Origin of the sequence: Microcoleus sp. M2_D5, from assembly GCF_036701935.1 — a bacterium.
Lineage (GTDB): Bacteria > Cyanobacteriota > Cyanobacteriia > Cyanobacteriales > Microcoleaceae > Microcoleus.
Genome location: NZ_JAUBRP010000009.1, coordinates 46,544 through 60,672, shown reverse-complemented (window position 1 = coordinate 60,672; position 14,129 = coordinate 46,544). Strand labels below are relative to the sequence as shown.

The 14,129-nt window shown below is 46.9% G+C and carries 12 protein-coding genes; 4 read left to right on the top strand and 8 right to left on the bottom strand.

Annotated features, from left to right (window positions below; translation table 11 throughout):
• Positions 1–96: 96 nt before the first annotated feature.
• Together QUA50_RS06140 and QUA50_RS06135 are read left to right on the top strand one after the other, a co-directional pair.
• A complete protein-coding gene (locus tag QUA50_RS06140; protein ID WP_333261690.1) occupies positions 97–2,682 on the top strand; it encodes a CHAT domain-containing protein in 2,586 nt (861 codons plus the stop codon).
• 190 nt (positions 2,683–2,872) lie between these two features.
• Positions 2,873–3,037: a hypothetical protein gene (locus QUA50_RS06135; RefSeq protein ID WP_333298596.1), complete on the top strand. Its 165-nt coding sequence runs from the start codon at positions 2,873–2,875 to the stop codon at positions 3,035–3,037.
• Between the two features lie 225 nt (positions 3,038–3,262).
• On the opposite strand, the gene QUA50_RS06130 is transcribed toward QUA50_RS06135, so the two are convergent.
• Positions 3,263–3,754, bottom strand: a complete 492-nt coding sequence (locus tag QUA50_RS06130; RefSeq protein ID WP_333261688.1) for a hypothetical protein — start codon at positions 3,752–3,754, stop codon at positions 3,263–3,265.
• A 242-nt stretch (positions 3,755–3,996) separates the two neighbouring features.
• Positions 3,997–4,374, bottom strand: a complete 378-nt coding sequence (locus tag QUA50_RS06125; RefSeq protein ID WP_333261686.1) for a hypothetical protein — start codon at positions 4,372–4,374, stop codon at positions 3,997–3,999.
• A 208-nt stretch (positions 4,375–4,582) separates the two neighbouring features.
• Here QUA50_RS06125 and QUA50_RS06120 point away from each other — a divergent pair, with 208 nt between their 5' ends.
• Positions 4,583–5,143: a tetratricopeptide repeat protein gene (locus QUA50_RS06120; RefSeq protein ID WP_333261683.1), complete on the top strand. Its 561-nt coding sequence runs from the start codon at positions 4,583–4,585 to the stop codon at positions 5,141–5,143.
• Between the two features lie 624 nt (positions 5,144–5,767).
• Here the strand turns inward: QUA50_RS06120 and QUA50_RS06115 are convergent.
• From QUA50_RS06115 to QUA50_RS06090, 6 genes are all read right to left on the bottom strand, one after another.
• The gene (locus QUA50_RS06115; RefSeq protein WP_333261680.1) at positions 5,768–9,208 is read right to left on the bottom strand and encodes a plasmid replication protein, CyRepA1 family; all 3,441 of its coding nucleotides are present in this window, start codon (positions 9,206–9,208) and stop codon (positions 5,768–5,770) included.
• A 530-nt stretch (positions 9,209–9,738) separates the two neighbouring features.
• Positions 9,739–10,098 (bottom strand): helix-turn-helix transcriptional regulator, encoded by a 360-nt coding sequence (locus QUA50_RS06110; protein WP_333261678.1) that lies wholly within the window; start codon positions 10,096–10,098, stop codon positions 9,739–9,741.
• A gap of 22 nt (positions 10,099–10,120) precedes the next feature.
• Positions 10,121–11,485 (bottom strand): hypothetical protein, encoded by a 1,365-nt coding sequence (locus tag QUA50_RS06105; protein ID WP_333261675.1) that lies wholly within the window; start codon positions 11,483–11,485, stop codon positions 10,121–10,123.
• A gap of 51 nt (positions 11,486–11,536) precedes the next feature.
• A complete protein-coding gene (locus QUA50_RS06100) occupies positions 11,537–11,680 on the bottom strand; it encodes a hypothetical protein (protein WP_236508304.1) in 144 nt (47 codons plus the stop codon).
• 138 nt (positions 11,681–11,818) lie between these two features.
• Positions 11,819–12,073, bottom strand: coding sequence for a hypothetical protein (locus QUA50_RS06095; RefSeq protein ID WP_333261672.1), 255 nt, complete (start codon positions 12,071–12,073; stop codon positions 11,819–11,821).
• 182 nt (positions 12,074–12,255) lie between these two features.
• Complete coding sequence (locus tag QUA50_RS06090; RefSeq protein ID WP_333261670.1) at positions 12,256–12,933, bottom strand: DNA methyltransferase; 678 nt, start codon at positions 12,931–12,933, stop codon at positions 12,256–12,258.
• Between the two features lie 170 nt (positions 12,934–13,103).
• Here QUA50_RS06090 and QUA50_RS06085 point away from each other — a divergent pair, with 170 nt between their 5' ends.
• Complete coding sequence (locus QUA50_RS06085; RefSeq protein WP_333261667.1) at positions 13,104–14,078, top strand: tyrosine-type recombinase/integrase; 975 nt, start codon at positions 13,104–13,106, stop codon at positions 14,076–14,078.
• Positions 14,079–14,129: the final 51 nt, after the last annotated feature.

Here is a 14,129-nt window from a genome sequence, read left to right as displayed (position 1 = left end):
TATTGATTTTTTTTAGATGTACCGGATTTACTACTGCTAATCTATGTTAAAAATAGAGTTACGATCGGGTAAAAAGACTTTTTAAGGTGACTATTAATGGTAAAAGTTGTTGTTCTCAAAATAGGCAATGGTGATTTTGAACGCGGTTTTCCAGTCTCTCTACAAATTGGAGAAGATGGTTTTCATCCTTTTACTGAACCCAGGGGTCAATTACCCCCGGCTCCAGATATTGTCACACATTACACCTGTTGGCAGTCAAGTTATCGGCGGATAGTAGATCCTTTTGGAGTACGACTTGGAGCTGAAGAGGGACAACCAACTAATCCTCAAGAGCTCAACAAACAGAACGCCACAGCTAGCGAACAGTTGGGAGGCAGCCTCAATAAATGGCTAAAATCGGGGGAGTTTAGCTCCATCAGGGAAAAACTCAAACAAGTATTAAAAACAGATGAAGAAGTTCGGTTTATTGTTGAAACTGACGATATTAGATTACAGCGTTTGCCCTGGCATCTTTGGGATTTTTGGGAACAATATCATCAGTCAGAACTTGCTTTGTGTTTACCAGAATATAATCCTATATCAAGAATACCAACAACTACTATTAAAGAGCAAGTGAGGATTTTAGTTGTTTTTGGAGAACTTTCAAATAATAACTTTTTAAAAATGAATACTGAGGCTGATTGGGAAATTCTGACAGCACATTTCCCCGATGCCGACATGATTCGGTTGGATCAGCCAAAATTGGAGGATTTAGGCAATCTCCTTTGGCAAGAACAACTGGATATCATCTTATATTCAGGTCACAGTTCTAGTCAAGCCGATGGATTAAAAAGTTGGCTGGTTATCAATGAACAAGAAAATATAGAAATGCGAGATTTAAAGTACGCTTTTCAAAAGGTAGTTCGGCGAGGATTACAACTAGCAATTTTCAACTCTTGTGACGGCTTGGGAATAGGAAGACAACTGGCTGATTGGCACATTCCACAAGTAATTGTAATGCGGGAGCCTGTACCAGATTATGTTGCTCAGAAATTTTTACAGTATTTTCTTGAGGCATACGCCCGTGAGGGAAAATCTCTCTATCTAGCAGTACGAGTGGCACGGGAAAGGTTGTCGTTTTTAAAGTACCAATGTCCTAGTGCAACTTGGTTGCCTGTCATTTTTCATAATCCAGCAGAACGCCTTCTAAGTTGGCAAGAAATTTGCAGTGTCAGCACTAACAGTAAATCCCAAAATTCATCTTCATCGGCTATAGATAGTGAAATAACGAATCAGGTTGCGGAACAGCGATCGCCAACAGATATTAGTATTGTAGATGATACTCAGGTAGTTGCTCCTACAGGACTGCTTGCAGTGTTTGCAAGCATAGTTCCAGGCTGCTACAAAGTTATCCAAAATCTCAGCAAAACAGGATCTAAATTAATGTTGAAAATTTTAGAGCAAGTAAAGCGTTTTTTTGGCAATACGCGAGTTGACAAAAATGAGGAAGAAGTGCCAAACTTTGAGTCAGATAGAGGGCAAAAAATAAAAGTTACTAGCCTTCAGCAAGAAATTGATTCCCAACCAGATAACGCAACGCTGACATTACGACCTCGCGGTTTTGAATACGAAGGGCCACTTGTCATTAATCGTCCGATTATTTTAGACGGACAGGGTGCAACTATTTCGGTGATTAAAGGGCCTGTGGTATCAATTCAGTCCGATCGAGTCAGCCTGGGAAATCTGAGAATTGAAGTTACAGGAGAAGAAGACAGCAGTAATCCTGAAGAGAATTGTGCCATTTTGGTTAAATCAGGACAAAACTTACAGTTTGATAATGTTGAAGTGCGAGGAACAGTTATGGGATTACTAGCAGAAGAAGGCGAGTGGAAGTATCCAAACCCACTGTATCTTGGGCAACTGGCTCACGGCAGCGAGCACGATTTGCTTCTGCGAATTGTTGTTCCACTTGCTTGTAAAATTGTGTCAGATGTATCGGGACTAGAATTTGAACCACGCAATCTTACCCCAGGACCGAATGAGATTCGGCTTCATATAGAAAAACTTCCCAAAAATACCTTGATCGATGGCAGTATTTTTCTGGTTTCACCATCTTTGAAGCGACGCATCGCTTTAACTGCCCATATTCTCTATTTACCAAACAGTCAAATTTTGCCAATTCCCAATATTGTTTGGGAACCGGAAGATTGGTCAACTTTTGTAGCGGGTCAACTACCTCAATCTTTTGAGCCTGAGCCAATTATGGTCGTATCGCAGCCATTAATCCCTACTTTACCATCCGCTGATATTAGGGTACCCCCAACATATCCTGAACCCGAAGAGAAAGTGCAGTCGAGTCAGCCCTCAGATCCGCAACGACCCAAAATACGTTGGGGCGATCGACCTAATCCTGAGATTTTCAAGTCGCCGGAGCAAAGTGGGGCTTCTGTAGATATCGATCGGGATGTAATCGATACCCCTAGCTTCGAGAAACCGCAAATTTCTGACATATTTATTCAAAATCAAAAAAATATCGAGAGTCAGCCTTTTTCTTCAGAATCTCCCAGCATTTCACAGCCTACTTCACCTTCATCTCGTCGGGTGCGATCGCAACCTATCAACCCTATATTTAACTCAACTCCTACCTCTAGTGTTCCTTTGGAAAAGCCTGGAAGTGATTCGGCTGAATCTGTTGAAGGGTGATAGAAACCCTCACTCCCCCTCGGCAATTACGCCCCGAGATCACCCCTTTAATTCAGGACTTACCCATAAATATCAAAGAAACCGGGTTTTTCACTTTTATTAAAAGCTGCGACGCAGTATTTTCGTAAAAAACCCGGTTTCTGAGCCCCCATGCGTAAGCCCTTTAACTGAACAAGTTATTTTAACCGGCATGAGAACGAAGGTAGAGGAGAGATTTCAAACGGCCGATGAACTCATTGATGCGCTTAAAGGTCACTTTATCACGCCTCTGCACAGGAAATCCCTGGATTTTGTTAAGCAAGGAAACTTGGCAGAAGCTGTTGAGGCTTACGAAAGATGTTTAACTGTAGTTTAGACTAAAAAATGAGCACAGCTAAAAGTAGCCACCTTTGAATCTCAGGCAAGCTGTTGCTCAAAAACTCAAAAAGTAGAAGATTAAACAGCTAATCTTGAAGACTTTTTACGTCGAGAAACCCGTTTTTTGACAGTGGGATAGCACGGTGCCTTGGTACGTACCTTTCCTTTTTCCCAACCGGGAGATTTTCCCCTATGTTTAGGGATTTTTGTTGGAGTCCCAATGTCAACTAAAAGCGAAAACATTGATTGGGCAACACGTCCAGGGGTTAAATTGATACGCTTCAGATTGCCAAGGAAGTCTATTCTCGATTACTAAATCTTGTGCCAACCAGAGTTGCCAACTCATCAACGGCATTAAATCACTCCAACGTTCAGATTGTTCAGGAGTTCTCAAGTTAGGCAATGTCCAATGTAATCGTTGCTTCGCAAATCGATACCAATGATCCACTCCAAAACGTCGTAAATACTTAAACCAAACAGTTTCTAAGGGTAGAGTTCGTTCTCCAACCCAAGCCAACCATAAGGGTGGAAACGGCTGACCGTTTGACATGGGCTTCATTCTTTCCACCAGGATTAAGTTGACTTTTTGTCCAGGGGCGCGATAAAAATGCAAGTCAATCCATTGTCTGACTCGGACTTTTCCCAAATCTGGATGTTCGTCAATTTCAATCGCAGTATCAGCTTCGAGCCATGTGGTTGGGTCGCCCGGTCTCATTTTTTGCCCATGTTTGGGTGGTCTACCGCGACCACTATAGGCTGGTGGTGCTGACCATAAGCAGGCATTCTTTCGGACTCTCATTAAGCAATCAGCTTGAATATCAGAAGAGCGCTAATACCCAGGTTGCATTGCCATATTCTCGATCCAAAACTGCTAAAACTGGGTTGACACTCTGTTCACAGACAAGTTTGAGTTGGGAAGCTGCTTGAAGTATGGGTGAAGACCCACTACTAATTCTTTCATGGAGTAGGGGTAATGCCCAACTTCAAGAGTGCTTCAGGTATCCACGCAATGGTACTGTACCCCTGTCCAATAATGGAGCCCCTCTGATATTCATGAGTTCTGTCTTTTAACGTTTTGGCATCTCGTCTCCCCCATGCAGTGTGGTCGATTGCTACTAATATGTGTTCTGTTGGGGGTGCTTCTTCCTGTAATTGCTTCAGATACAGCAGCATCAGTTTTTTCCGATCAGGTCTACAGTCTTGTAACGCTTCATAGATGCTTGGCCATTGACGCTTGAATAATGGATTGAGTGAAAATTCCGCTAAACATGACGCATTCGGAGTGGTCATCACTGCATCCATCAGCTCGAATGTTGCATCTTTCGCCAGCACCAATAACTCGTATGCTGCTCCCAGGAAAGTCCTTTAATCGTTCACTGTTCATTTAAGGAGTGGATAGGTTTTATTTTTCACCCTCATTCTCTCCTAGCGCGGTGGCTCTAGTTCTTCTTTTGCCACCGTTCTCATCTTTGGTTAGTCTAAACTACAGTGTTTAACTACTGAGCCTAATAATGGTGAAGCAGCGGTAGAATTATCCCTGGTTTTGATTCACCTCAATCACTCTCAAACAGAAGTTGCTGCACAGAGAGCGATTCAATTGAAACCGAACAGCAGTTTTGCCTGGGGTTTTACAGGCTGGAAACAAGCTTTGCAGGGGCTATGGACTGATGCTATTCCTAATTTTGAAAAAGCGGCGCGCTATCCACAAGCCGCTGCTTGGGTATTGAAAAATTTAGGCATTGCTCGCGAACAAGTCCAAAATATTCCTGGTGCTATCCAAGCTTACGAAGCTTACAATCAGAAATTTCCACCCCATGCTTTTATCCAATTTCGTTTAGGTACATTGTTGGGGAACCAGAGACAGTGGCGGCCAGCGCGGTCATATTTGGAAAAAGCGGTTCAGCTACAACCGGACTATGCTGAGGCTCATCATAATTTAGCTTGGGTTTTGTTCAATCTTAAAGACCAAAAAGGTCAAATTGAGAATTTGCGGGCCATGCGATCGGCTTATCGGACAAGTTTTGAACTCTACAGCCAACAACAAAAACAGGCTTTAGCTCAGGGCATTAAACAAGCTTTCCAAATAATCGACGTTGAGATTTAGTGCGATTTTTATCATTTTAAGCTGTCCCGCATCTAAATTGTATTTTTAGGGCGGGCTAGGAGCAACAGAATTAACTTATGGTGAGCATCACTACCAGCATTATTTTTCAGGGCGTATTTGCTTTATTGAAGTTTTGGAATTGTACATATTTTATAAGGCTATAATTCCACGGCGTATATGACATCAGTGCACTTGCAAAACTTGACTCTCACCGATTTCCAGCGACGCGCTATCGCCTCTTTCCTAAGATTTATCTAATTGAGAATGGTGCAAGATATCAGTCCAACCAGCTTTATTCGCGCTACAACATCACGAAGGGAAATTCTCTCTTTGTCCAAAGTCCAATTACATTTGTGACTTGCTTTCCATCTTTTTCCATTACTGTGTTGTGCGAGCGTCGATCGCACCTGGGCAATCTTACTCAGTTGGTTGTTAGCGCACTCTCTCCGGCTCCAACAGTGAGCCAAGATCGGCGAGTTGCGAACAATAAACTGTTGCCCTGGTGAGTGACAACACTAGCGAGGAACGAGTCTGTCTATGTTTCTAGTTGCGAACTCCCGCGTCGAACTCACGTTTTTCAGGTCGCACTGGACTAAAAACGAATCGCATTTTTTGGCAGCGTTCTCACGTCGCTCCTCCATCCGCCAGCTCTAAGCGGCGAGCATAAGTGTGGACGATCGCACCCGAAAGCAACGATTTCACCATCACTTGAGCGCCTGAGACAGCTTTAACCACATATTTTTGAACCTCACCAGCAAACCGCACTAGCGCGCCCACTTTCAATGAGTGTCCTGCGATCGCAGCTTCATCTCCTGGCGGCACACCCTCCGATATCTTTATATCTTTATCCGACCCTGTGCCGCCAGGAATCCCTTCCAAACAAGGAGCCACAGCTTCTGCCAAAGAGATAGCCTTCTCATCCCGCTGCTGCCAAGCCGCAAAAATCGCCGACCTACCGTCGTTGGGGAACTGGAACTGGTAAACTCGAATGCGCTTAGACCTGCCCAAAGCATCTCGTTCTTCCGACCTTTCTTGGCGAACCCGTCGCAGGGTAAAGCCCAGTTTCCCCTTCAAAACGTACTGAACCACCTCCATTGGCTGGGCATTAGGGTGAACCCTGATACCCAGAAAATCCTTCACATCCGCAGAATACTGCTTGACCCTTTGAGCAAAGGCTATCACCTCCGGGTCAGTCCCTCGATACTCCCTGTCTGAGTCAAAGAACTCCATCAGCCCCAACTTCTTGAGAGCTTCCACAGAAGCTTTCAGGAAGCGCAAATCTTGCGGGCAAACCTTCCCTTGACCCCTTTCTTGATGCCCCGCCAAGTGATTTTTATCTCGTTTCCTGACAAACTCTGGGTCATGGGTCAAATAGTAATGCAGGCGAATTTGAGGCAGCCAGCCGTCGTCGTCCTTCAATTTCAGCTCAGGCGTCACCGACACCCCATAAGTCTCTTGCAGTTGATACTTGCGCTCTTGATTGAGTTCGCCCCGAGTCTTGGAGCGCTTGTCCTTCAACTCCAGATACTCAGACAGAGTAATATCAGGAGCATCAGCAACAGCATCCGCTTCTACCCTGCAGTTCTCTCGCTGAATTGACTCAGCCTCTTTCTTAGCCAGAGCAGCTCCAACATTTCGGAGATTTAATTCATTTAACCCAGCATCAACCTTCTGGGCAACCTGCTGCAATAGCTTCCAGTTTTTAACCGCGCTGGCTGCTATTTGCTGCGCTAATCCCTCTAAAAGGAGTTGTTCTAGCTGATTTTCTCGGCACAGTTTTACCTGAAACCCTTCAGCTTTTAGGCTGTACCTAATCGCCTCCCTGTAATGCCACATTCCGGCATTAATTCTAGCAGCCATTTTTGCCCAAGTTCTCAGGTGAACCGGGTCGTGGGCCGCGTCGATGTCGAAGTCAACTCCTTGCAGCAAGCGAATATTGGCTTTGATAACCTTCTGCTGGGAAGCGAGGAGAGCTCGATAAGAAGCGTTGCCGTTGCCAATTTTGCCAATGCCAAAGGGCGCTGTCCAGACAAAGATTGGAACATTTTCATCCCTGACTCGAGCGAGACTTTGCAGGGCATCGTTGACGGCAATTGCTCCTTTAAAAATGCCGAATACCGCTGCAAAATAACCGCGAATGTCGATGCTAACTCCTGTGCCAATGGTGGGGCTAGCGATGATGATATCGTAGTTTTGAATGGTGGCATTAAGATTCTCAACGCAGCCACAAGCGGGGTGGTTGGGGTCGGCTACTGACTCGCTATCAATCCTGAGAATGCGCTTGTTGGGAAATCGTTTTTGCAGTTGTGTTTCTAGGTTGCGACACGACCATTTTCCTTTGACTTTTTGCGAGTCTTCAACAACCATAATGTGGGGCCTGTTTCGATCGAGCGGGCAGCAGAGGGCGCGACTTTCAAGGTCGCAGCCGGTGACTTCTCGCGACAGAATTTGCTCCATTTGAGCGAATAGTGGTGCGGGACTTTGAGTGGCGTAGAAGATCGCGTCCCGCTCTTTTTTAGGTTTCCATTCGTTGACGGCAATCCAAGGTTCGAGAGGGATGCCAGCAAGCGCCTTCAAGTAGTCGATCGCGCAATCAGATAAGTCAGCATCCTGGGCAACGATTAAGCCGCCGGTGGTTAAGACGGTGCGAATGAGTTCTTGCAGGGTTTGCAAGATGGCGACGCGGTTTTCGCGGCAGGTGCTGGAGTTCAAGGCGTGCCAGATGACTTGTTCGCACTCATCAATGAGGACGATCGCCCCAGACCAGTTTTCGGGGTTGAAACGGGCCATTGAGTGGGGGTGGAGGCTGTCTACACACAAGCCGTACCCGAATAATTTGCCTTCCGGCGAGTTCTTGGTTTCGTCGATGTAGTTGATTCCCAACCCGGCGCAGATGGCGCGGCCGAGCTGAATCCTGTGGGTGATGACTAGCACGCGGCGTTCGCCCGTGTTGAGGGCGTGGGAAACCAGGTGGGCGAGGGAGCGGGTTTTGCCGGTGCCTTTGGGGGATTTGATGCAGGCTAAGCCGGCCTCTGGATAGGGGAGTTCTCCCAGATAGCGAGAATTTAGCGTTAAAGACGCGGGATAGGTTAAAAGCCATGATTCCCTATCCTGCCAAAATTGGAAGCCTCGTGCTGCGTTTTTAAGGGCAATGAGCGCATCTTCGCCTCTGGCTACCACGAAATCGTCGATGCCTTTCTCCGGTCCTGGCAGAGTGATGACGCTGACGGAGCATTTGGCGGTCGTGAACAGGCGGCCGAGTTTGTCAATCTCGCGGTTGACGTTGAGGACGGTAGAGTGCTTGCTGTCGCGATCGAAGCCGATGTAGATTTCCCGCCCTGGGGTGGCGAAGTGTTGGAGTTCGGGGATGAGATAGGGGTTGCACTTCTCCCCTAGCGCGTTCTTGGTTCTGACACCCATTGTGACGCCGGGGAGGGCAATGGCCGCGTAGCCCATTGTGAGCAGGCAGGCGGCTTTTTTTACGCCTTCGACGATGGTGACGGGGATGTTGTTGAGCCAAACCCATTCCCAGAATTGAGGCGGGTTCGTGGGGTTGCGGAGGGGCACAGGGGCACAGGGGAGATTTTCATCTTCCGTCTCCCCAGTTCCCGTGTTCCCCATCTCTAAGTCCTCTGGGTTTTCAGGGTTGATGGGGACGCCGTGGCGTTCTGCGACTTTTGCCCAGATGTGGTCTGGGACTTGCAGGAAGAAGGCTCTGGTGGGGCTTTTGGGGGGGTGTTCGTATTTGACGGGCTTGGTTTTACCGTTTGGGTCGAAGCTGTTGCGGGGCTGATAGGGTTTGAAGCAGCCCCAATACATGGGCTGCCAGTTGTTGAGGGGGTCAAGGCCCGAACACCACCAACCACCGTGCTCGATGTGGCTGTAGTGTTTTCTGGCCCACCGCCATTGTGCGTCGGGGTGGACTCTGCCGGAGGCGGCGTTAATTTCGTAGAGGAGGTAGGCGTAGGGGGCGTCGCCACTAAGAGTTTGCACGTTGAGGGCGAAGATGGCGGAGTCTACGCCGCTTTCTTGCCATTCAGTGAGGGCGGACTTAGACAAGACCATAACGCACCCCCATGTTGGCTGTGTTGACCTTCTGGCCTAGTAGCAATGCGAAAGGCACTCCAAGTTGCACCCGAATCTGGCTACCGCCAGAGCGCCTCATGAACGGGTCAGATGGGGTTAAGTGGACTATGAGTCTCTGTGAGGACTGATTTTGAAGGTCAATGCCTGTGCTATCTCGATAAATCTTCACCGGGCTATTCCTTGAGTGGGGAACATCCCTTTGTCTCATGTTCTGAAAATCGCTGCTTGCACGCCGATCAAAGATAATTAATTAATAGTTAATCCGCGCGTAGTAAGGTTCTGAAATGCTTGCTAGTCAAGAGTTTCAAAATTGAGTTGTCACCAGATCCGGGAGTTTTTGTCACCAGATCCGGGTGTTTTTGTCACTAGATCCGGGTGTGTCCGTAGTAAAGTCATAAGCCTTGCCTGGTAAAAGTTTGAAGGTGATTTTGAGGTCATTTTTGCCTTACTACGCAAAACTCCAGCCTTACTACGCTTGGGGCTGGAGTTGGGGTCAAGGGGACGGGAAGCTAGATTGACAATTCTGGTAGCACTTTAGGCAAGATTTTTTTGAGGTGGGCGGCGGTTTTGGGGCTAATTGGCTTGCCGCGCTGAAGCTGTGAGACTAGCTGCTGAGATATGCCCAGCTTTTCGGCGATGACTCTTTGCTTCGTCCAATCCTTTGCTTCACAAGCCTTCTGTATCGGTTCCCACTCTAACGGGGCAGCAAATGCTGATTTCCGTTTCCGGGGCAAAGATGCTGATTTTTTAGCAGCTATCAAGGCAGGAATTTTACCGGGAGGCTTGATGGTGACGCCAGCTTCTAGCAGTAAATCAATAATTCTTTTTTTGCAATCTTTGGGTTTACCTGTTGTACTTCCAGGACGCAACCATTCTGGGTAGGTTTCAGAGTCATATATATATAATCTGCCAATCTAACTCAGCTAGCTGCATTAAGGCTTTATCCCAACGTTGCTTCAGCTTACCAGCGTAGCGATGATCCTTACGGGCTAATTCAATCTCATTTTTCGGCATCACCATCTCTAGCACGGTCTTAACCGTGTATTTCCCATTTGTATGAATGGCGCTTTCTGTTGTTATATTGATGGCAATTAAGAATGCTAGCTCATCATGATACGGGTTCATTTTGAGCGTCGCTTCTGAAATCCAACCAAACTCATATAAGGCAACTGGAGGCCTGGCATTCTTGCCAGGTTTATTAAAGAAAAAGTCAGCCCATCTACCTGCCCGAATGAAGGCTACTATTTCTGTTGGTTCATCAATTTCATCTGTGAAAATGTTACGCTGCCCGTAGCGCTCCACAGCAACGTCCCAAATGAGGGAATTCATATCGCATCCTAGCTTCCCGATATTCCATTTAATGGTAGCGTCCAGCCTTCTCAGAAGCTTCAGGCATTGCTCTATCCTGAGTAACTTCTGGGAAGTGGTCATATCTTTACGCTCACCCCAACCCATTAAGTCTATGAGGTTAGTGCCGCCATTTTTCCCAGTTCCAGCTAGCTTAATTTCAGTTCTCCAAGGCACAGCCTGTTGAAAAACATAGGCAGATAGTAAACAGTGGAGTTTGGCAGTATCTTTCCCCAAATTGCCAAATTCCTCAAGAATTCCCCAGGCTGCCTTGCCTGTAAAGTAAAAATATTCTTTAGTAACTGGGTCTTGATCCTTTAAGGCTAACTTAACAAAACCCGTGCTGTAATTATCTCGAAAAAACACATTTTTATGGGTATCTTCTTGCCAATCCCAAATTCGTAATAAGGACTTGCAAGCCGTTCTAGGAGGGGCTGAGGTGAGTATTTGAGTGATTGTGGTGCTGATAAATAGCTGGGGTTCGGTTGCGGGAACTGTTTTTGAAGCCAGCCCCAGCATAGCGGTTAACTCATCTAGTGTCCGATTGGATAAATCGAGTGGCTCTAGAAAAATTAAAGCTGAATCAAGTGCCACGTTTTTCCATAAATTTTCCTCGGTTCTACCTGCCTGAAGCCAGAGGGTCAGATGATTTAATATTTCCTCTGCTTTTGTCAAGTAGAAAGCATCATCAACTATCTGCTCTTTGAGAAATTTTTTGAGTTCATCAACACACTTATGACTAAAGCCTTCTAATGTTTCATCCCTTTTAGTAATTTCGGCATGAATCCCCATTGCTACATTCAAGGCCAAAGTTTCTAAAAAATTACTCTGGCGTAGCTTCTTGGCGTACTCTTGAATGCGGTCGCCATCTATCGTGGTGGTGGTGGTGGTGGTAGTAGATAACTCCATAGCCTAGCCTCTTTATGCCAATAATAGTTACAGGTTTGATAGACAAATATCTCACTTGCTTTCTCGAACCGTTTTGTAAGGAGTAACCCGAACTTTCCGTACTACCACGCCTTGTATCCCCAAAGCATTTGCGTTCCAGTGGTGGCGAGAAATAATGTGTTTTTCCACTAAGTTCACGATCGAAAGTTCTCCCATATACTTGTCCCAATTCGCTCGTTACTACAGTTTACCATAACGCTATTGTTTTAACATTTTCCAGTAATAATTTCCTGCTAGATCGCTGTTAATTTCTGCCCGAGACTAAGAACTGTTAATACAAGCTATTGTCAAATCTCAATCATCACCTAACCCACAAACAGCCTTCGCACAGAGGGACGTTATGCTTCCGGTTTTTCCACTAATTTCTCCTACAAAGCACATCTCTAAGCGCGTAGCATCGGCATAGTCATAGTTATTAGCATAGGGCGGCGAGGTAATGATTAAATCAGCAAAATCATCATCCGGTACGCCAAGACAAGTCGGAGCATCAGAGCGAACGCTCTTAGCAGTATTAGCGGGTGCATCTCTATGAGTGCAAGGGCGAAGCATTTCGGCAGACAATTTATTAGTGAGAACCAGATATTTACTACCGAAATGCTTCGCCCCTACGAATATATTTGCAAAAATGAGATGCACCCGTATTAGCTGCTGTTTTTCCTGCAATTCTCATGTCTTGAACCTGGGTTTGAACCATTAGCTCAAAAGCTGACATCGGCTACAATACAGATTTTTTATTTTTTGTTAGGTAAGATGTACTGCCAAGGGGCAGTTCCAACGCAGGAAACATGGCAGAGAATGGCTATAATTGTCAGCCATACCAACTCGGATTGAGGAGAATCGTCAGCTAATTGTTTCCAAGCCTGCCACAATCGATTTAAGCCTTCAAGGGAGCGATCGCTAAAACAAGAACGAATCAGAGCCGGATAATTATCTACACAGCCAGGCAAATTTTCGGCACGTATTTTGACCTTTCTGATATGCTCTAAATAAAGAGCGGGGTCAGTTCGATATAACAACTTGGCTGAAGCAATCCTAGCAACGAAGGGATGAGCTTCTACTCCCAAACATTCAACCCCCATTTTCTCAGCAGCAAGCAGCGTCGTCCCCGCACCGGCAAATGGATCGAAGACAGTCGCACTCCGGGAGAACCAGCTAGCTCCGGGTTCGATTGGCATTTCACCCGCACCGGCAAATGGATCGAAGACAGTCGCACTCCCCCGTTCCAAGGCTTTAGCAATAACGGTTTCGACCCAAGAGGCCGAGAAACCCACACGCTCATCTCGCACCAGCGGTGAACGGGCAACTTCATGTTGTCTGTAAAGGTTGAAAAGGTGCTGTTGCCCTCTTGAGAGAGGGGGCGGCGCTAGCGGCAGAACTTCCCCAAGAGGCAGCTTTAATTGTCTGACCATCAAAATTTATGCTCGTTCACTCAATTGCAGCGAGCGCCGCTGCGCCTGCAAGGTTTTGGAGCCCGCCGCTCATCATTAGTACGCTCGCCGAACGGACTGGTAAATTATCCATCTTTTTGCACCCCAGATTCAGGTAATCTGGTCTGGAAAGCCAAATTATCAGGCCGGGTATGGACTTAGAACACGTTACTAATTCCTTTGGAGAGATAGCTTCGACGCGCGACCTAGTGGCAGAGCTGTTAGCTGCCAAGCGCTCTGTCAACACTAGGCGTGCTTATGAGAAAGATTTGTACGATTTTTTTACGACAATGGCGAAGCAGGAACCGCACCCGGCCTTGGTGCGCGAGTTCCTGCGGCTGAACCGCTTCGCCGCTGTCGCGCTGGTTCTCAAGTATAAAGCCAAACTAATCGACAAGGGACTAAAGGAAGCGACGATTAATCGGCGGCTGGCGGCTATCAAAAGTTTGGTGAATTTTGCTCGGAAGGTGGGCGAGTGCGAGTGGAGTTTGGTAGATGTTGAAGGAGAGAAGGTGGTTCCTTACCGGGATACTACAGGGTTTGGCCGAGTTGCTTCTGAGAATGTGGTGGCGATGCAGTCGGTGTTGTCCATTCCTGACCGGAGTACGCCCCAGGGAAAGCGCGACTATGCAGTTCTTCGGCTGCTGTGGGACAATGCGCTGCGCCGGGGGGAGATCGGCGGAGCCAATATAGACGACTTTGACCCGCTAGCCCGAACTCTGAACATTTACGGCAAAGGTAGGGGAACTCAAGCGCAGCTAATTGACTTGCACGGCGCGACGGCAGATGCGATTTCTGATTGGCTGAGCGTGCGGGGAGCTGCAATGCCCCTCGATCCTTTATTTATCGCTTTGACAAAGCGGGAATACGGATTGAGGTTGAGCGGGTACGCTATTTACAAGCTTGTTTTCTCAACTTGCTCTGCTGCGGGAATTCCTAAAAGAATCAGCCCGCACAGAATACGCCACGCTGCAATTACGACGCTGTTAGATGCAAGCAACGGCAATACGCGAATGGCGCAGAAGTTGAGCCGCCATACCAGCTCGAACGTCCTTAATTGCTACGATGATAATCGGCAGAGCTTGCAGCGGGAAGCGTCGGGGCTGCTGGCTGGTTTGGTACGCTAAGTTGAGATTTGTATGTTCGGATGGTAATCGAATACAAGACTATGGGGAAAC